Source organism: Aequorivita sp. Q41, from assembly GCF_039831855.1.
Classification (GTDB): Bacteria; Bacteroidota; Bacteroidia; order Flavobacteriales; family Flavobacteriaceae; genus Aequorivita.
Map to the genome: position 1 here is coordinate 17,143 of NZ_JBDPMS010000003.1, position 17,093 is coordinate 34,235.

The 17,093-nt window shown below is 35.5% G+C and carries 17 protein-coding genes; 15 read left to right on the forward strand and 2 right to left on the reverse strand.

The window, feature by feature from the left end; all coding sequences use genetic code 11:
• Positions 1 to 140: 140 nt before the first annotated feature.
• Positions 141 to 2,594: a prolyl oligopeptidase family serine peptidase gene (locus ABJ955_RS11760; protein ID WP_347374824.1), complete on the reverse strand. Its 2,454-nt coding sequence runs from the start codon at positions 2,592 to 2,594 to the stop codon at positions 141 to 143.
• Positions 2,595 to 2,732: 138 nt separating this feature from the next.
• Here ABJ955_RS11760 and ABJ955_RS11765 point away from each other — a divergent pair, with 138 nt between their 5' ends.
• Positions 2,733 to 3,740: a beta-ketoacyl-ACP synthase III gene (locus ABJ955_RS11765; protein ID WP_347374825.1), complete on the forward strand. Its 1,008-nt coding sequence runs from the start codon at positions 2,733 to 2,735 to the stop codon at positions 3,738 to 3,740.
• Between the two features lie 411 nt (positions 3,741 to 4,151).
• The gene (locus ABJ955_RS11770; protein WP_347374826.1) at positions 4,152 to 4,511 is read left to right on the forward strand and encodes a CoA-binding protein; all 360 of its coding nucleotides are present in this window, start codon (positions 4,152 to 4,154) and stop codon (positions 4,509 to 4,511) included.
• Here the strand turns inward: ABJ955_RS11770 and ABJ955_RS11775 are convergent.
• A complete protein-coding gene (locus tag ABJ955_RS11775; RefSeq protein ID WP_347374827.1) occupies positions 4,482 to 5,927 on the reverse strand; it encodes a sodium:solute symporter in 1,446 nt (481 codons plus the stop codon). The two genes, ABJ955_RS11770 and ABJ955_RS11775, sit on opposite strands and share 30 nt — an antisense overlap.
• A gap of 134 nt (positions 5,928 to 6,061) precedes the next feature.
• Here ABJ955_RS11775 and ABJ955_RS11780 point away from each other — a divergent pair, with 134 nt between their 5' ends.
• From ABJ955_RS11780 to ABJ955_RS11840, 13 genes are all read left to right on the forward strand, one after another.
• Positions 6,062 to 8,557: a T9SS type A sorting domain-containing protein gene (locus tag ABJ955_RS11780; protein WP_347374828.1), complete on the forward strand. Its 2,496-nt coding sequence runs from the start codon at positions 6,062 to 6,064 to the stop codon at positions 8,555 to 8,557.
• A gap of 80 nt (positions 8,558 to 8,637) precedes the next feature.
• Positions 8,638 to 9,258, forward strand: coding sequence for a recombination mediator RecR (gene recR, locus ABJ955_RS11785; RefSeq protein ID WP_347374829.1), 621 nt, complete (start codon positions 8,638 to 8,640; stop codon positions 9,256 to 9,258).
• A 3-nt stretch (positions 9,259 to 9,261) separates the two neighbouring features.
• Positions 9,262 to 10,383, forward strand: coding sequence for a glycosyltransferase family 2 protein (locus ABJ955_RS11790; RefSeq protein ID WP_347374830.1), 1,122 nt, complete (start codon positions 9,262 to 9,264; stop codon positions 10,381 to 10,383).
• Positions 10,384 to 10,484: 101 nt separating this feature from the next.
• Positions 10,485 to 11,807 carry a dihydrolipoamide acetyltransferase family protein gene (locus tag ABJ955_RS11795; protein WP_347374831.1) on the forward strand — a complete coding sequence of 441 codons (1,323 nt, stop codon included), beginning with the start codon at positions 10,485 to 10,487 and terminating at the stop codon, positions 11,805 to 11,807.
• Positions 11,808 to 11,921: 114 nt separating this feature from the next.
• Positions 11,922 to 12,695 carry a 3'-5' exonuclease gene (locus ABJ955_RS11800; protein ID WP_347374832.1) on the forward strand — a complete coding sequence of 258 codons (774 nt, stop codon included), beginning with the start codon at positions 11,922 to 11,924 and terminating at the stop codon, positions 12,693 to 12,695.
• 6 nt (positions 12,696 to 12,701) lie between these two features.
• Entirely contained in the window at positions 12,702 to 13,313 is a 612-nt protein-coding gene (locus ABJ955_RS11805; RefSeq protein ID WP_347374833.1) for a fumarylacetoacetate hydrolase family protein, read from the forward strand.
• Position 13,314: 1 nt separating this feature from the next.
• Positions 13,315 to 13,656, forward strand: coding sequence for an Hpt domain-containing protein (locus ABJ955_RS11810; protein WP_347374834.1), 342 nt, complete (start codon positions 13,315 to 13,317; stop codon positions 13,654 to 13,656).
• Positions 13,657 to 13,660: 4 nt separating this feature from the next.
• On the forward strand, positions 13,661 to 14,908 hold the full coding sequence (locus ABJ955_RS11815) for a competence/damage-inducible protein A (protein ID WP_347374835.1): 1,248 nt from the start codon (positions 13,661 to 13,663) through the stop codon (positions 14,906 to 14,908).
• Positions 14,909 to 14,985: 77 nt separating this feature from the next.
• Entirely contained in the window at positions 14,986 to 15,225 is a 240-nt protein-coding gene (rpmB, locus tag ABJ955_RS11820; RefSeq protein ID WP_347374836.1) for a 50S ribosomal protein L28, read from the forward strand.
• Positions 15,226 to 15,252: 27 nt separating this feature from the next.
• Positions 15,253 to 15,435, forward strand: a complete 183-nt coding sequence (gene rpmG, locus ABJ955_RS11825; RefSeq protein ID WP_081211513.1) for a 50S ribosomal protein L33 — start codon at positions 15,253 to 15,255, stop codon at positions 15,433 to 15,435.
• A gap of 8 nt (positions 15,436 to 15,443) precedes the next feature.
• Complete coding sequence (locus tag ABJ955_RS11830; RefSeq protein WP_347374837.1) at positions 15,444 to 15,596, forward strand: DUF4295 domain-containing protein; 153 nt, start codon at positions 15,444 to 15,446, stop codon at positions 15,594 to 15,596.
• A gap of 128 nt (positions 15,597 to 15,724) precedes the next feature.
• Positions 15,725 to 16,681 (forward strand): signal recognition particle-docking protein FtsY, encoded by a 957-nt coding sequence (gene ftsY, locus ABJ955_RS11835; RefSeq protein ID WP_347374838.1) that lies wholly within the window; start codon positions 15,725 to 15,727, stop codon positions 16,679 to 16,681.
• Positions 16,678 to 17,031 (forward strand): hypothetical protein, encoded by a 354-nt coding sequence (locus tag ABJ955_RS11840; RefSeq protein WP_347374839.1) that lies wholly within the window; start codon positions 16,678 to 16,680, stop codon positions 17,029 to 17,031. The genes ftsY and ABJ955_RS11840 overlap by 4 nt, the downstream gene beginning before the upstream one ends.
• Positions 17,032 to 17,093: the final 62 nt, after the last annotated feature.

The window sequence follows — 17,093 nt, forward strand, 5'->3', positions numbered from 1 at the left end:
TTTAACAACTAGACTAAACAAAGTGTAGTATCTTTACAGTAAATAATCGAATATAAAATTGCTATGAAAAAGTGAAATATTCCATTATTTAATTGGTTAGGTTGTTTAAGAAGGGCGCATTATATGCGCCCTTCTTTGTTTTATTTATTAATTTCCGGAGAAACATTTAAAGCTTTAATATCTCGATTTTTTACATACGTTTCTAGCCATTGATCTTGCTCCCAAAGCACATGAAGAACACTTTCCTTAGCACTATAACCGTGACTTTCTTTTGGAAGTAACACTAATCTTGCAGTTGCTCCCAATCCTTTTAAAGCATTAAAATAACGCTCACTTTGAAGCGGGTAGGTGCCCGAATTATTATCTGCTTCTCCATGAATTAATAATAAGGGTGTTTTCATTTTGTCAGCATGCATAAAGGGCGACATTGTATTATAGGTTTCTGGAGAATCCCAATAACTTCTTTCTTCACTTTGGAAACCAAAAGGAGTTAGGGTTCTGTTGTACGCTCCACTTCGAGCAATACCTGCAGCAAATAGATTGGAATGGCTCAATAAGTTGGCTACCATAAAAGCACCGTATGAATGCCCGCCAACACCTACGCGATTTCGGTCTATATACCCCATTTCATCTACTGCATCGATAGCGGCTTTCGCATTGGCAACCAGTTGTTTTCTAAAGGTGTCATTTGGTTGTGCATCGCCTTCTCCTACAATCGGGAAAGCTGCGTCATCCAAGACTACGTAGCCTTGTGTAACCCAATAAATTGGCGAACCGTAATATGGATAAATAAATTCATTGGGGTTTGTAGTGTTTTGAGAAGCACTCGCTTTGTCTTTAAATTCACGGGGATATGCCCAAAGAATCATCGGCATTTTTTCTTTTTTTTCTTGGTTATAACCTACAGGTAAATACAAGGTGCCTTCAAGCTCTAAGCCATCCTCTCTTTTATAGGTAATTACCTCTTTATGTACATTTTGAATGCTTTTAAAAGGATTTTCGAAAGAAGTAATTGGTGTTAAATCATTTTCTTTAAAAATATTTCTAAAATAATAATTAGGATATTCATTTTGGGATTCTATTCGAACTAAAATTTTTCCTTTCTTCATGCTGATTGCAGAATTAAGATCTTCTAACTTATCGGTGTATTTGGATTGATAGATACGCTTTGTTTTTTGTGTTTTTAGATTTAATTCATCAATAAAAGGAAATTGTCCTTTGTCTGAAAATCCATCACCCATTAAAAAAGCATTGCCATTTTCTATTTCAAGAACTCTTTCATCAAAATTATTGCGTGTGGTTACAAAATTTCCAGGGTCGCTGTAGCTATCTTGGTAATTTCGGTCGTAAATAATTTTTGGTGTTTCTGAAGCATTTGAAGGATTGAAAATATACGTTTTGGTATTTCGGTCATTCCACCAATAATCTGATGCAATTGCAACTTTATCATTCCCCCAAGTAATTCTGGAATAGCGATTTTTAGTTTTTAAAAGCAATTTTGCTTCACTAGTAAATGGGGCATCCATTTCATAAACAGCATCGCGATGCGCTACTTTAACCTCAGGATCTCCATTGTCTAAAGCTTCAGCCCAATACAGCGTTGCGGGTTTATCTGCACGCCAATTCATACTTCGTTTTCCAATTCTGGTTGCCATAAAACCCTTAGGTTCTACTTCATTTAACGGAACGTCATTTACTTTTTTAATTAATTTTCCTTCTGTATTGTAAATATTGCTTTCAAAAGGAAAACGGTAATAAGGAACAATATATGAAAATGGGCGTTTCAAGTGGTTAACCATTACATAATTGCCATCTGGAGAAAAGTCAATGTCGTCGTACATTGCAGGGGGTAGAAAATTTAGTATAGTGCCATCAAGAGTAATTTTTTTTACTTCGGAAAGCGCTAATTGTTCAAAATTATACTCGTCATTCGGACTACTTAACAAATCTTGGTAGGTTCTATTTTGGGCTTTTTCACCATCGCTAACCGTTACGGTTGGGCCTTCAGGAACAGCTTCGGTAGTATTTATTAACTCTTTTCTATTATTCGGAATCATATTCACCAAAAGTGCGCTACTATCTTTAAACCAATTTATGGGATTGCCCATATTTGCATTTACTTTTAAAGTACTAAGTTGTTTTGAAGTGCCTTTTTCAATGTCGGCAAACCACAGTTGTACGTCATTTTGGGTAGTGTTAAGAAATGCAATCAATTTTTGATTTGGAGAAATATTAAAGTTTGAAAGACGGCCATCTTCTGGAAGCCCTGCTATTGGTCGCGCATCTTTTTCGGTAGCTTTTTTTACTTTTATAGTATTATAGTAGGTGGTTCGGCTACCAATATTTGTTTTAGGATTTATACGAAGCCCGCCCAACCTTAATTCTGGTTCAGAAAGTTCGGCAATAGATTTATATGCATCGCGATAAAAAAGTACTACGTTTTCTCCATTACTATCAATCCAAACTGAAGGAGCCAATGGAGCATCTACAAGTTCTAAAATTTCTTTAGGGGGTTCTTGATAGGTTAATTTTTCTTGAGCAATAAAATTTCCCGTAATAAGGAGTAAAGCAATAATCGCACTGATTTTTTTCATAATTGTAGGTTTAAGGCTTAAAGATATTCAAAAAAATGAATACATAATTTGTTATGCACGCATACTATATAAATTAAAATTTCTTTCCCTGCATTGTAGTATATACTTATCTTTCCCTCCTATTTAAAATTGAAATAAATGTACACTTCTAGAATTACTGGTTTAGGGCATTGTGTTCCTGAAAATGTGGTCACCAATGATGATCTGTCAAAGTTAATGGATACAAATGATGCTTGGATACAAGAACGTACAGGTATCAAAGAGCGAAGGCATATAAAGAAAGGCGATGGAAATTCAACTTCTATTATGGCTGTAAAAGCTGCAACGATTGCTTTAGAACGCGCCAAGCTTGTGCCTAATGATATAGATATGATTGTTTTTGCCACTTTAAGTCCAGACATGTATTTTCCTGGTGGCGGAGTAGAAGTGCAGCAAATGATGGGGATGCGGACTGTGCCTGCATTGGATGTTCGTAACCAATGCAGTGGATTTGTATATGCAATTTCTGTGGCAGATCAGTTTGTGAAAACTGGAATGTATAAAAATGTTTTGGTAATAGGTAGTGAAAACCATAGTGGTGGTTTAGACTTTACTACCCGTGGGCGAAATGTTTCTGTAATTTTTGGTGACGGCGCTGGGGCAGTGGTTGTTTCAAGAAATGAAACAGCTAAAGGCGGAATTCTTTCTACGCATCTTCATAGTGAAGGGAAACATAAAGATGAACTTTCCCTAAAAGGGCCAAGTACAGAATATTGGGTGCCACAAATAATTGAAGAAAATCCACAGGAAAACATTCCGTATTATCCGGTAATGAATGGCCAATTTGTTTTTAAACACGCCATTGTGCGTTTTGCTGAGGTTATTGAAGAAGGCTTACAAGCAAATAACCTTACGGTTGAGGATGTGGATATGTTAATTCCGCATCAAGCTAATTTAAGGATTTCACAGTTTATTCAGCATAAAATGAAATTGAGAGACGACCAAGTTTTTAATAATATTCAGAAATATGGAAATACCACAGCAGCTTCTATTCCCATTGCACTAACGGAAGCTTGGGAAGAAGGAAAAATTAAAGAAGGTGATTTGGTGGTTTTAGCAGCTTTTGGAAGTGGATTCACTTGGGGAAGCGTGATAATTAAATGGTAGTTTGTTTAGAAGAAAAAATAAGAAAGCCTTTCAGTATATAATGAAAGGCTTTTCTTTTTACCTAAAAAGGTATAATTCGTTAAAGGCTAATTCAAATAAATTATAAAATGAAGTTTTAGGTATTTATTATATAGACGAGGAAAAGCATATTATAGTTTCACTTCCAGTGCGTTATTTAACAGAACAATAACAAAACTTAAAAACAAACCCGGACATATGCCCGGGTTTGAATCTTTACTGCAATTATTAACACTAACCATCAACGTAAAAACTTTCACAGTAAAGAATTAAATTCTTATTACTATATAGACGTTTCTAAATGAAGATTGTTTCAAAGCAATTTTCATTTTAACTAACTTTTATGAAATCTTGCAAAAGAGTATTGTATTTTCATCTAAAAAATTATAAAAAATGAAAAAGACTTTAGTACTTGGAGCTAGTATAAATCCTGGCCGTTATTCAAATCTTGCTATAAACCGTCTGGTAAACCATGGGCATAAAGTGGTAGCTATCGGTTTAAAAAAAGGCCTAGTGGCCGGAGTGTCAATTTCTACAGAAAAAGAAGCTTTTAAAGATATTGACACAATTACGCTTTATTTAAATGCAAAGCGACAATTAGAATATTATGACTATATAGTTGCGTTAAAGCCAATACGAGTAATTTTCAATCCTGGGACTGAAAACCCTGAATTATATGAAATACTCAGGGGGGGAAATATTGAATATGAAGTTGCTTGCACCTTAGTTCTTTTGGGAACGAATCAATATTAAACCAAAAAAGGTAAGTGCTCCATTTAAGATTAAAATAAAGAACCCAAATTCAAAATTGAGGTATTCCATGCTTAAATGGCTTATGGCATATCCTAAAAATGGGGTTAATATTGCAACTGCTGGAACAAATTTGTCTTTTACATTCCAATTTGTGAAAAGTCCGTAAGCATATAGTCCCAAAAGCGGTCCGTATGTATATCCAGCAAACACAAAGAGCTTTGCAATAACGGAAGCGTCTGCAATGACATATTTGAAGAAAATAATCACTAAAATGAGTAACAGCGATATTAATATGTGAATTAATTTACGGATTCGTACTTGTTTTTTCTCATCATATTTCTTTTCAATATTTAAAATATCGATACTAAAAGAAGTAGTAAGTGCTGTTAGGGCGCTATCAGCACTACTATAAGCAGCGGCAATTAGGCCTAAGATAAATAAGATGGCAACCCCAAATCCAAATTCATTTTGCATTGCAAGCATGGGGTATAATTGGTCTTTATGTGCATCAATACCATTTTCTTGCGCATAAACAGTGAGTAAAAGTCCTAAAACTAGAAATACAAAATTTACAATTGTCAAAACGATTGTAAACCAAAACATATTTTTTTGTGCATCCTTCAGATTGCGACAGGTTAAGTTTTTTTGCATCATATCCTGATCGAGCCCAGTCATTACAATTGCTATAAATGCGCCACTGATAAATTGTTTTATAAAGTGATCACTCGATTTCCAATCGTCAAAAAAGAAAACTTGACTCATGTCGCTATCGGCGATAAAAGTGAACAGCTTGCTTCCTGAAAGCCCTAAGTCTGTTGAGACATAATAGACGGAAACTCCTACGGCAATCAGCATAAAAAGAGTTTGGAGTGTGTCTGTCCATACAATAGTTTTTATACCACTTTTAAATGTATAAAGCCAAATAAGTAAAATTGTTATGCTTACTGTAACCCAAAATGGTATGTTTAATTCATCAAAAATTAAAGATTGCATAACTACAGCAACAAGATATAGTCTAAAACTTGCGCCAACTACTCTCGATAAAAGAAAAAATGAAGCTCCTGTTTTATAAGAAGCTTTTCCAAATCGCTCCTCAAGATAAGTATAGATTGAAGTCAGATTTAAGCGATAATACAATGGAAGTAATACAGTTCCGATAACTGCATACCCCACAATATAACCCAAAACAACTTGAAAATAACTAAACTTTGAAGCTTCTACCCACCCTGGGACAGATATAAAGGTAACACCACTTAAAGAGGCTCCAATCATCCCAAAAGCTACCAAATACCATGGTGATTGTTTGCCTGCTTTAAAGAAATCAGCATTACTGCCACCTCTATTGGTTAAAAAGGAAATTAGTATTAACACTAAAAAATAACCAACAATCAATAATAATATGTGTAAGGGTTGCATAAATTTTATGACTTAAGCTGTTTAGAAAAACATTTTTTGTAAAAATACAAAGTTTGTCTTCCTTAACATTTTTATTTTTAATACTTTTGAAACCTTTCTATATTTAACCTTGTAATAACTTAAAAATCAACAAAATGCGCTTTAAACTACTACTATTAATTGTTCTATTTTGTGGTTCTTTTGCTAGCCAAGCACAAGAATATTTACAAATGATCGACGCCGGCACCTATAAAGTTCAAGATATTATAAACAATGCTGAAGCATACTTTGCAAATAGAGACAAAGGTCGTGGTACTGGGTATAAACAATTTAAAAGGTGGGAGTACAACGCCACAAGAATGGTTAAGGAAAACGGGTATCTTCCTACAGCGGAAGAGCGCTTAAATGAACTAGAACGTTGGAATGCATATTTAAATACTACAGCTCAAAGCAGACAGGTTCTTAATGACAATTGGGAAGAATTGGGACCTCAATCTTGGAATGCTACTTCTGGTTGGAATCCTGGGGTTGGAAGAATCACTGGTCTTTCTATTGAAGAGGGAAACATAAATCACATGATTATTGGAGCGAATACAGGTGGAGTCTGGAGAACTACTGATGGAGCGCAAACATGGACGCCACTTTGTGACTATTTTTCTAATATGGCTGTATACTCTGTTGCTATAGACCCAGCAGATGCCGATACATACTTATTTGGATCTACAAATGGAAACATATTTAAATCTACTGATGCTGGTGCAACATGGAATCTGTTAGGGACAATTGGCAATAGTGTTGTGAATAAAATCCTCATGCACCCAACGAATAGCAATATTATTTTTGCAACTTCTGAAAATACTGGAATATATCGTTCTATTGATGCCGGTGCAAATTGGGTGAAAGTTGTGGCTAATGATTCAAGAGGATACGATATAGAATTTAAGCCTGGTGATCTTTCTGTGGTTTATGCTTCTGGAAGTGGCTTTCATAAATCAACTGATGGTGGTGCTACATTTACTTCAATAGGTGGGTTTTCTACTGGTCCAAAAATGATAGGTGTATCTGCAGATGATGCACAAGTTGTTTATGTTTTAGAAGCATCAGGAAATAGATTTGGCGCTTTTTATAATTCAAGTAATAGTGGAGATAGCTTTACAAGAATTAATCATGGAAGTCTAAACTTCTTTGGTTATAGTATTACAGGAAATGATAATAATGGTCAAGCACCTCGTGATATGGCTATTGCTGTAAATCCAACAAATGCTGACGAAGTGCATATAGCAGGTATTCTTACTTGGCGCTCAACGAATGGTGGTGTGAATTTTAGTTGTACCGCAGATTGGACTCCTTCAGGGGCACAGGGAGCAAACATAGGCTATTGCCATGCTGATGTAGATGACCTTCAGTTTTATGGAACTACCTTATTTGCTATAACTGATGGTGGTGTGTATAAAGCTGAAAATACAAATACAGTTAATAGCACATATTATGAAGATCTTACAGATGGGTTGGGAATACGCCAGTTTTATAAAATTGGTATATCTCAAACCCAAGAAGTTATTGTTTCAGGAGGAGCACAAGATAATGGTACTTCATTTTATTCTGAAGCAACAGGAGTGTGGAGAGATTGGTTAGGAGCAGATGGAATGGAAACTTTTATTGATAAAACCAATAGTAATACCTTTGTTGGGACAAGCCAAAATGGTCAATTATATCGCTCTGCCAACGGTGGTAACTCATATATCTCAATGAGTGAGCCAGGAAATGGTTCTGGAAACTGGGTAACACCCTTGGAACAAGACCCTGTTTTAGCAAATACACTTTATGTAGGGTATAGTAATGTATATAAAACTAGTAACTATGGAGGTTCTTGGGAGGCTATTTCTCAAAATTTAGGTGGAAACTTAAACAACTTAAAGATTTCCCCTTCAAACAACCAAGTAATGTATGCTGCAAGAGGCCCATTTTTATATAGAACGGGAGATGCTGGAGCAACAGATTGGGTACAGGTTACTTTGCCAGGAGGTGTAATAAACTCTATAGCTATAAACCCTACAAACCCAGATAAGGTTGCAGTAGCAACTTCAGGTTCTAATCGTGTGTATGTTTCTGAAGATGGAGGGGTAACTTGGGAAAACTATAAAAAGAACCTTCCAAACTTTACTGCCCTTGCTTTAACTTGGGATGATAATGGTAAAGAAGGCCTTTATTTAGGTATGGATTACGGAATTTATTATATAGATAATACATATACAGATTGGCAGCCTTACAGCAACCTTTTGCCAAACGTGATTATAAATGAATTAGAAATTAATAATACAACCAATATGCTTTATGCTGCTACCTATGGAAGAGGCCTTTGGGTATCTCCGTTAGTAGATAGTACTGCTGGTGTAGAAGATGTGTTGTCTGAAAGCTCTGTTAGTGTTTATCCAAACCCAGCAACTTCAGAAATTACAATCGAATTGCCAAAAGCAATGAACGGAGAGATAAGAATATTTGATATAACGGGGAAACTTCTTGTGTTTGAAGCACAGACGCTTATTCCTAATAAGCATACCGTAAATGTTTCATCATTGCCTTCAGGCGTGTATTTTGTGCGTCTTAACAGCGAAGAAGGTACTGCAACTAAAAAACTTCTTATAAACTAGAAATTTTTTATAATTTGGAATGCTTCAGGAATATATCTTTTTCTGAAGCATTTTTTTTATCTTGCCATCAGTAATTAACTATGGAATTTTCTTCAAAACTTCTTGAAAATGCGGTAAACGAGATGTCCCAACTCCCTGGAATTGGAAAACGTACTGCATTGCGTTTAGTGCTTCACCTGCTTAAACAACCAAAAGAGCAAACACAAAAACTAGCATCCACGCTATTAAAAATGCGCGAGAATATTAATTTCTGTGCAAATTGTAATAATATTAGCGATACCCAATTGTGCGAAATATGCGCCAACCCACGTCGGGATGAACAAATAGTTTGTGTGGTTGAAGATATAAGAGATGTTATGGCTATCGAAAATACAAGCCAATACCGTGGGCACTATCATGTTTTGGGTGGGAAAATTTCACCAATGGATGGGATAGGTCCTGGCGATTTGTCTATCCCTTCTCTAGTAGAAAAAGTAAAGAAAGGAAATATCAACGAGCTTATTTTTGCCCTTAGTTCAACAATGGAAGGAGATACCACAAATTTTTATATTTTTAAGCAAATTGAACCTTATACTATTACCACCACAACAATAGCTCGAGGCATTTCGGTCGGAGATGAGCTGGAGTATGCCGATGAGGTTACACTTGGTAGAAGCATCTTACATAGAGTCCCGTTTGAATCTTCATTAAAAAATACATAGCTCTTGAAACTCTCGGTTGTAATCCTTAATTATAATGTACGCTACTTTTTAGAGCAGTGCTTAATTTCTGTTCAAAAAGCAATCGAAAATTGTGAAGCAGAAATCATTGTTGTCGATAATGACTCTAAGGATGGTAGCTGTGAAATGGTTAAAACTCTTTTTCCAGCTGTTACTTTAATTGAAAACAAAGCGAATGTAGGTTTTAGCAAAGCGAACAACCAAGCAGTTGCTGTGGCTAAGGGGGAATATGTATGTATATTAAATCCAGATACCGCAGTTTCTGAAGATTCTTTTACGGAAGCCATTAAGTATTCAGAAAAAACAAATAATATAGGCGCCTTAGGTGTTTATTTGATGGACGGCACAGGAAACTTCCTTCCCGAAAGCAAACGAAATTTACCAACTCCAAAGGTTTCATTACTAAAACTTTTAGGTTTTACTCAAAAATATTATGCAAATCACCTGCTTGAAAACTCCAGTGGTAAAGCCGAGGTTTTGGTGGGGGCTTATATGCTGCTAAAAAGAAGTGTCTATAATGAAGTTGGAGGTTTCGACGAAGATTATTTTATGTACGGCGAAGATATTGACCTTTCCTATAAAATAACAAAAGCAGGCTATCAAAATCATTATTTGGGAAATACAACCGTACTTCATTATAAAGGCGAAAGCACGCAAAAGAATGCTGTTTATTTTGAGCGTTTTTATGGAGCAATGCAAATATTTTATAAAAAGCATTTTAATAAAAGCGTTCTTTTAGAGAGTTCGGTTTCTGCAGGAGTGGCATTAGCAAAAAAAACACATAAAATTTTTCCTGAAAAAAAAATAAAGAAATCTACTACGCTTGCTAGAAGCTATTTCTTTACCGAAAATATTGAATTGCTTGAAAAACTTGCCAGCAAAACGGCAACAGTTTTTCAAATGGTTTCCAAGAATATGCATTCACAGATAGTCCTCACAGACAGCTTGTTGGTTTTTGATGCGGAATATATTTCATATAAAGAAATCTTTAAATTAATGAAGCAATTAAAAGGTAAAGGCAATGTTTTTCGCATACGCCCATCAGGTTGTAATTTTATAATAGGAAGTGATCAAAGTGATGAAAAGGGCGGTGTAGTTGTTTTTTAAGAAAATTGAAACACAAAACGAACAAATTTTAACTAATTTTGCAACGTTTTAAAACCAAGCGTATATTGTACGCATACCAAATTCGATATTTATAATATAGTATGGCAAAATTTGAATTGAAACTACCCAAAATGGGAGAAAGTGTTGCAGAAGCTACTCTTACTAACTGGCTAAAAGAAGTGGGTGATACCATTGAAGCCGATGAGGCAGTGCTCGAAATTGCTACCGATAAGGTAGACAGTGAAGTGCCAAGTGAAGTAGATGGAGTTTTGGTCGAAAAACTTTTCAATGTTGATGATGTTGTTCAAGTTGGCCAAACAATCGCTATAATTGAAACCGAAGGCGGAAGCAACGAAAGTGAAAAGAGCAGTTCAGCAAGCACTCCATCACCTTCATCTGAAGTTGTAAAAGAGGTTGAAAAACAAGTGGAGACTGCCAAACAAGCTACACAAACGCCAATTGAAAATACAGGCGATCGCTTTTATTCTCCATTAGTAAAAAATATCGCTGCTGCGGAAGGAATTTCTCAAGCTGAGCTTGACGGGATTTCTGGAACAGGAAAGGATGGACGTGTAACCAAAAACGATATTTTGGGATATGTGGAAAATCGTTCTTCAGCAAAATCACAAGCTGGGGTAGAAACACAAAACAAGGAGTCTATAAAACCACAAGCTGCTCCAGCTGCAAAACCAAAAGCAGCCGTTTCGGTGAACGGTGATGATGAAATAATTGAAATGTCGCGAATGGGGAAACTCATTGCGCACCACATGGTTGAAAGCACCCAAACCTCTGCACATGTTCAGTCGTTTGTAGAGTGCGATGTAACCAATGTTTGGAATTGGAGGGCTAAAGTGAAAGGTGCTTTTGCAAAGCGTGAAGGTGAAAACTTAACGTTTACACCAATCTTTATGGAAGCTGTGGCAAAAGCCTTGAAGGATTTTCCAATGATGAACATTGCGGTTGATGGTGATAAAATTATTAAGCGTAAAAACATAAACTTAGGCATGGCGGCTGCACTTCCAGACGGAAACTTAATTGTTCCTGTTATTAAAAATGCAGACCGGTTAAACCTTGTTGGCATGAGTAAAGCTGTTAATGATTTAGCAAAACGTGCTCGCGAAAACAAATTGGTGCCTGATGAAATACAAGGTGGAACATACACAGTTACTAATGTAGGGACTTTTGGTAGCATTATGGGAACACCTATTATTAACCAACCACAAGTGGGTATTCTTGCATTGGGGGCAATACGTAAAGTGCCTGCTGTAATTGAAACTCCAGAGGGCGATTTTATAGGTATTCGTTATAAAATGTTCCTTTCACATAGTTATGACCATAGGGTTGTAAACGGAGCTTTGGGAGGCCAATTTGTAAAACAAGTTGCTGATTATTTGGAAGCTTGGGATGTAAATAGAGAATTTTAAATCTAGTATATATTTTAGTGTAAAGGGAGGTTTTTTTATTTAAAACCTCCCTTTTTTTTAATATTATTAAGCAAAAGTTCAATAAAAAGTATCTTTGCTACTCAAAACAAAACCATGGAACTTATCTTAAAAAAACCTATTTGTTTCTTTGATCTTGAAACAACTGGAATAAAAGTAGCTGTAGATAGAATTGTAGAAATCGCAATTTTAAAAGTATATCCTAACGGAAATAAAGAAAGCCATACGTGGCGAGTAAATCCTGAAATGCCAATTCCTGAGGAATCTTCCGCAATCCACGGCATTACGGACGAAATGGTCGTTAATGAGCCTACATTTAAAGAACTGGCTCCAAAAGTATACGCTTTGATTAAAGATAGTGATCTCGGGGGGTTTAATTCCAATCGGTTTGATATTCCCTTGCTCGCTGAAGAATTACTTCGTGCTGAAATAGATTTTGATATGAAAAAAGCAATGTCAGTAGATGTGCAAACAATTTTTCATAAAATGGAAAAACGCACTTTAGAAGCAGCGTATAAGTTTTATTGCAATAAAGATTTAAAGGATGCACATAGTGCCGCCGCTGATACAAATGCAACTTATGAAGTTTTAAAGGCGCAACTCGATAAATACAGTGAATTGGAAAATGATGTGCGTTTCTTGGCAGATTTTAGCTCGCATAAAAGCCATGCAGATTTTGCTGGTTTCATTAGTTATAATGAAGATGGTGTAGAGGTTTTCTCTTTCGGAAAATATAAAGACCGTTTAGTTTCTGAGGTTCTCGATAACGACCCAGGGTATTTTAGCTGGTTGCTGAATGCGGATTTTCCTTTGTATACCAAAACAGTTTTAACGCGAATTCGTTTGCAAAAGTTAAATACAAAATCGTAATTAAGAATGAAAATAATCTGCATAGGTCGAAATTATGCTGACCATATTAAAGAGCTCGATAATGCTAAGCCTGCTGAGCCTGTAATTTTTTTAAAGCCAGACACAGCTATTTTGTTAAAGAAGCAGCCTTTCTTTATTCCAGAATTTTCAAATGATGTGCATCATGAAGTAGAGCTTTTGGTGCGAATTAACAAAATAGGAAAGCATATAGATAAAAAATTTGCGCCTAAATATTATGATGAAATCGGCCTTGGAATTGACTTTACCGCTAGAGATTTACAAGCAAAACTTAAAGCACAAGGCCTTCCTTGGGAAAAGGCAAAATCTTTTGACGGTGCCGCAGTTGTAGGAAATTTCATGCCAAAAGAGCATTTTAAAGATGTGGATAACATAGAATTTTCCTTAAATTGCAATGGAAAAACGGTTCAAAAGGGTAATTCCATGATGATGATGTGGAAAATTGATGCGTTAATCGAATATGTTTCAAAATACTTTACGCTGAAAATTGGGGATGTTATATTTACTGGAACTCCTGCGGGTGTAGGCAGGGTGAAAGCTGAAGATGTTTTGACTGGGTTTATTGGTGAAACAGAGATGTTTTCAATAAAGGTAAAATAAAATGATGAAATACTATGTAAAAGAAAATCTAAGTCAAATTGCAGATGGCGATGAAGATTTTTTAAAAATATTGGCGCAAACATTTCTTGAAGAAATACCGCCAGATTTAGAAGCAATGGCGGAAGCAATCAAAAATGAAAATAGGCAGTTGGCATACCAATTTGCCCATAAAATGAAACCCAATATTGAAATGTTTGGGATAAATGTGCTAAAGGATATTACAAGTATTGAAGCCTGGTCTAAAACTTCCAAAAATAAATCGGTAATTCTTCCAAATATGGAAAATATACTCTTTACATTGAACCATGTTTTTGAAGCGCTAAAAGAAGACTTTCAATTATAAAAAAATGCTAGCAGAGATTATTACCATTGGCGATGAAATTCTCATCGGCCAAATTATTGATACCAATTCAGCCTTTATTTCAAAAGAACTTAATAAAATAGGAGTAAGTGTATATCAAATTACTTCTATTCAAGACGATCGTGATCATATTCTTAACGCTTTTAAAGATGCAAAAAAGCGCGTAGATCTAGTTATTGTTACTGGCGGTTTGGGGCCAACGAAAGATGATATTACCAAACAGACCTTCTGCGATTTTTTTGATGACAAGCTCATAGAAAATCGTACTGTTGTTGAAAATATTAAAAGGCTTTTTAGTAAATACCAACGCAACAAACCGTTGCCAGCTACTATTTTGCAAGCAATGGTGCCTTCAAAAGCCACGATTCTTAATAATCTTCATGGTACTGCCCCTGGAATGTGGCTTGAACAAGATGAAACTGTTTTTGTTTCGTTACCAGGAGTTCCTTATGAAATGAAATATTTGCTAACTAAAGAAGTCTTGCCAAAGGTAGTTGCGCGTTTTAATAGGCCTTTTATATATCATAAAACACTTTTAACCTACGGTATGGGTGAAAGCGCTATTGCGGAACGAATAGCCGATTGGGAAACTAATTTACCTAAAAATATTAAGTTAGCCTATTTGCCTTCTCTAGGTAAAGTGCGCTTGCGATTATCGGCTACCAGTGATGATGAAAAGCAGTTAAAGGAACGTATTGATACCAGAATGGAAGTGTTAAACGAAATTCTTGCTGATATTGCTGTTGGATATGAAGACGAAACCTCCATTGCAGAATTGATTGGAAGGATTTTAACCGAAAAAGGAGAGAGTTATAGTGTTGCTGAAAGTTGTACTGGAGGAAGAATAGCTTCTGAAATAACTCAATATTCAGGCGCATCAGCTACTTTTATGGGTGGAATTGTACCTTATGATACAAATCTTAAAACAAAAATACTAGGAGTACCCAAAGAAATTATAGACCGCTATACTGTGGTTAGTATTCCTGTGGCAGAAGAAATGGCCCGACGGTGTTGTCTGCTTTTTGAATCGGATTATTCAATTGCCACCACAGGTATTGCGGGGCCTACAAAGGGAGATGGGGTCGATGAGGTTGGAACAGTTTGTATTGCAATCTGTACTCCCAAAGGTGTTGTTTCAGAAAAATTTCTATTTGGAAATGACCGATATCGTGTTATAGAAAAGGCTTCAAATAAGGCTTTTGAAATGCTTCTAAAAGAAATTTCAAAAAACTGATTTTCTTTTGTTGTACATCACAAAAGAATTACTTAAATTTGCACCCTGTTTTAAAATAACTTAAAAAAGTTAAGGAAATGTCAAGAGTTTGTGAACTTACAGGAAAGAAAGCGATGGTTGGAAATAACGTGTCGCACGCGATGAATAAAACCAAACGTAAGTTTGATGTAAATTTGCTTAAAAAGCGTTTTTATATTCCTGAGGAAGATAAGTGGGTAACACTTCGTGTTTCTGCTTCAGCTATAAAAAACATCAATAAAAAAGGTATTTCTGCGGTTATCAAAGAAGCTCGCGAAAAAGGCTTTTTAACTAAATAATTGCAATAATCACTAAAGTCTGTTACAATGGCTAAAAAAGGAAATAGAGTACAAGTAATTTTGGAGTGCACTGAGCACAAGGAGTCTGGACAACCAGGAACTTCACGTTATATCACTACCAAAAATAAAAAGAATACACCGGATAGAATGGAGTTGAAAAAATTCAACCCAATTCTAAAGAAAATGACGGTTCATAAAGAGATTAAATAATATAAGTCATGGCAAAGAAATCAGTAGCATCTTTACAAACAGGTTCTAAGCGTTTAACTAAAGCTATAAAAATGGTTAAATCGCCAAAAACGGGAGCTTATACATTTACGGAGTCTATTATGGCTCCAGAATTTGTAAACGACTGGTTGAATAAAAAATAACCAGCAAAAAATATTCAAGAAAAGCCACTTTTTTACGAAGGTGGCTTTTCGTATTTTTGTCTTTTAGAAAATTAATTTAGGCATTTTGTTTTTTATAAAACCTACCAACCATAATTCATACCCGAACGATGAGTCTATTTAAAAAGATATTTTCCAAAGAAAAAAAAGAAACCCTCGACAAAGGGCTTGAAAAGTCCAAAACTTCCTTTTTTGATAAATTAGGGAAAGCAGTTGCAGGGAAAAGTAAGGTAGACGATGACGTTCTCGATAATTTAGAGGAAGTTCTTGTTTCTAGCGATGTTGGTGTAGGCACCACTTTGAAAATAATTAAAAGAATAGAAGCTCGTGTTGCTAAGGATAAATACTTAGGCACCGATGAGCTTAATTTAATTCTTCGTGAAGAAATTGCTGGACTTTTAAGTGAAATCGATTCGGGAAATGCCACTGAGTTTGAAATTCCTCAAAATAAAAAACCATACGTTATTATGGTTGTTGGTGTTAATGGGGTTGGAAAAACGACAACTATTGGGAAGCTGGCTTATCAGTTTAAAAAAGCTGGGAAAAAAGTGGTATTGGGCGCTGCAGATACTTTCCGTGCAGCGGCAATTGATCAGTTGCAGATTTGGGCCGATAGAACTGAGGTAACTATTGTAAAGCAAAGCATGGGCAGTGATCCCGCCAGCGTTGCTTTCGATACTTTAGAAAGTGCAGTAAAGCAAAATGCAGATGTTGTTATTATTGATACTGCTGGAAGGCTTCATAATAAAGTGAATTTAATGAACGAGCTTACAAAAGTAAAGCGTGTAATGCAAAAAGTTATTCCAGATGCGCCACACGATGTACTTTTGGTTTTAGATGGCTCTACAGGGCAAAATGCTTTTGAACAAGCCAAACAATTCACTGCTGCTACAGAAGTTACTTCGCTTGCAGTTACAAAGCTTGACGGTACAGCAAAAGGCGGTGTTGTAATTGGTATTAGCGATCAGTTTCAAATTCCTGTGAAATATATTGGTGTAGGTGAAGGTATGGAAGACCTACAAGTTTTTAATAAGTTTGAGTTTGTAGATTCGTTTTTTAATAAATGAAAGAAGAAGTAAAGCAAAAACCCAGTGCGTTTTTTAAATACACGCTATTTGTCTTAGTTGGTTGTGTAGCTGGCTTTACAGGATACCATCTGTTTAGAATTATTGAATATTTTATAAAGCCAGTATCAAATCCATTAATGCCTATAGGGTATTATAAATACATCGCCTTTCCCTACATATCATTTATACCTGTCCTTTTGGTATTGCTTTTTTGGGGAATCTACTTAATTCGGAAAAAATATTTTAGAAAAGAATACGTAGTTTTTTATGTAATAGTATTGCTGCTTTTTTACCTTTCACAAAATACCTTCTTGAATTTCTTTGATAGCTTTAATCCCTATCAACTATAAAAAAAAGCCTTGTATCTATGAATACAAGGCTTTTGTAGGCTAGCATTTTTCAGCCTAGTAGT

Coding starts and splice junctions, on each gene's coding strand:
- ABJ955_RS11780 (WP_347374828.1), top strand. CDS start 6,062: ATGCGCTTTAAACTACTACTATTAATTGTTCTATTTTGTGGTTCTTTT.
- ABJ955_RS11815 (WP_347374835.1), top strand. CDS start 13,661: ATGCTAGCAGAGATTATTACCATTGGCGATGAAATTCTCATCGGCCAA.
- ABJ955_RS11775 (WP_347374827.1), bottom strand. CDS start 5,927: ATGCAACCCTTACACATATTATTATTGATTGTTGGTTATTTTTTAGTG.
- ABJ955_RS11840 (WP_347374839.1), top strand. CDS start 16,678: ATGAAAGAAGAAGTAAAGCAAAAACCCAGTGCGTTTTTTAAATACACG.
- recR (WP_347374829.1), top strand. CDS start 8,638: ATGGAATTTTCTTCAAAACTTCTTGAAAATGCGGTAAACGAGATGTCC.
- ABJ955_RS11805 (WP_347374833.1), top strand. CDS start 12,702: ATGAAAATAATCTGCATAGGTCGAAATTATGCTGACCATATTAAAGAG.
- ABJ955_RS11800 (WP_347374832.1), top strand. CDS start 11,922: ATGGAACTTATCTTAAAAAAACCTATTTGTTTCTTTGATCTTGAAACA.
- rpmG (WP_081211513.1), top strand. CDS start 15,253: ATGGCTAAAAAAGGAAATAGAGTACAAGTAATTTTGGAGTGCACTGAG.
- ABJ955_RS11795 (WP_347374831.1), top strand. CDS start 10,485: ATGGCAAAATTTGAATTGAAACTACCCAAAATGGGAGAAAGTGTTGCA.
- ABJ955_RS11760 (WP_347374824.1), bottom strand. CDS start 2,594: ATGAAAAAAATCAGTGCGATTATTGCTTTACTCCTTATTACGGGAAAT.
- ABJ955_RS11810 (WP_347374834.1), top strand. CDS start 13,315: ATGATGAAATACTATGTAAAAGAAAATCTAAGTCAAATTGCAGATGGC.
- ABJ955_RS11830 (WP_347374837.1), top strand. CDS start 15,444: ATGGCAAAGAAATCAGTAGCATCTTTACAAACAGGTTCTAAGCGTTTA.
- ftsY (WP_347374838.1), top strand. CDS start 15,725: ATGAGTCTATTTAAAAAGATATTTTCCAAAGAAAAAAAAGAAACCCTC.
- ABJ955_RS11770 (WP_347374826.1), top strand. CDS start 4,152: ATGAAAAAGACTTTAGTACTTGGAGCTAGTATAAATCCTGGCCGTTAT.
- ABJ955_RS11765 (WP_347374825.1), top strand. CDS start 2,733: ATGTACACTTCTAGAATTACTGGTTTAGGGCATTGTGTTCCTGAAAAT.
- rpmB (WP_347374836.1), top strand. CDS start 14,986: ATGTCAAGAGTTTGTGAACTTACAGGAAAGAAAGCGATGGTTGGAAAT.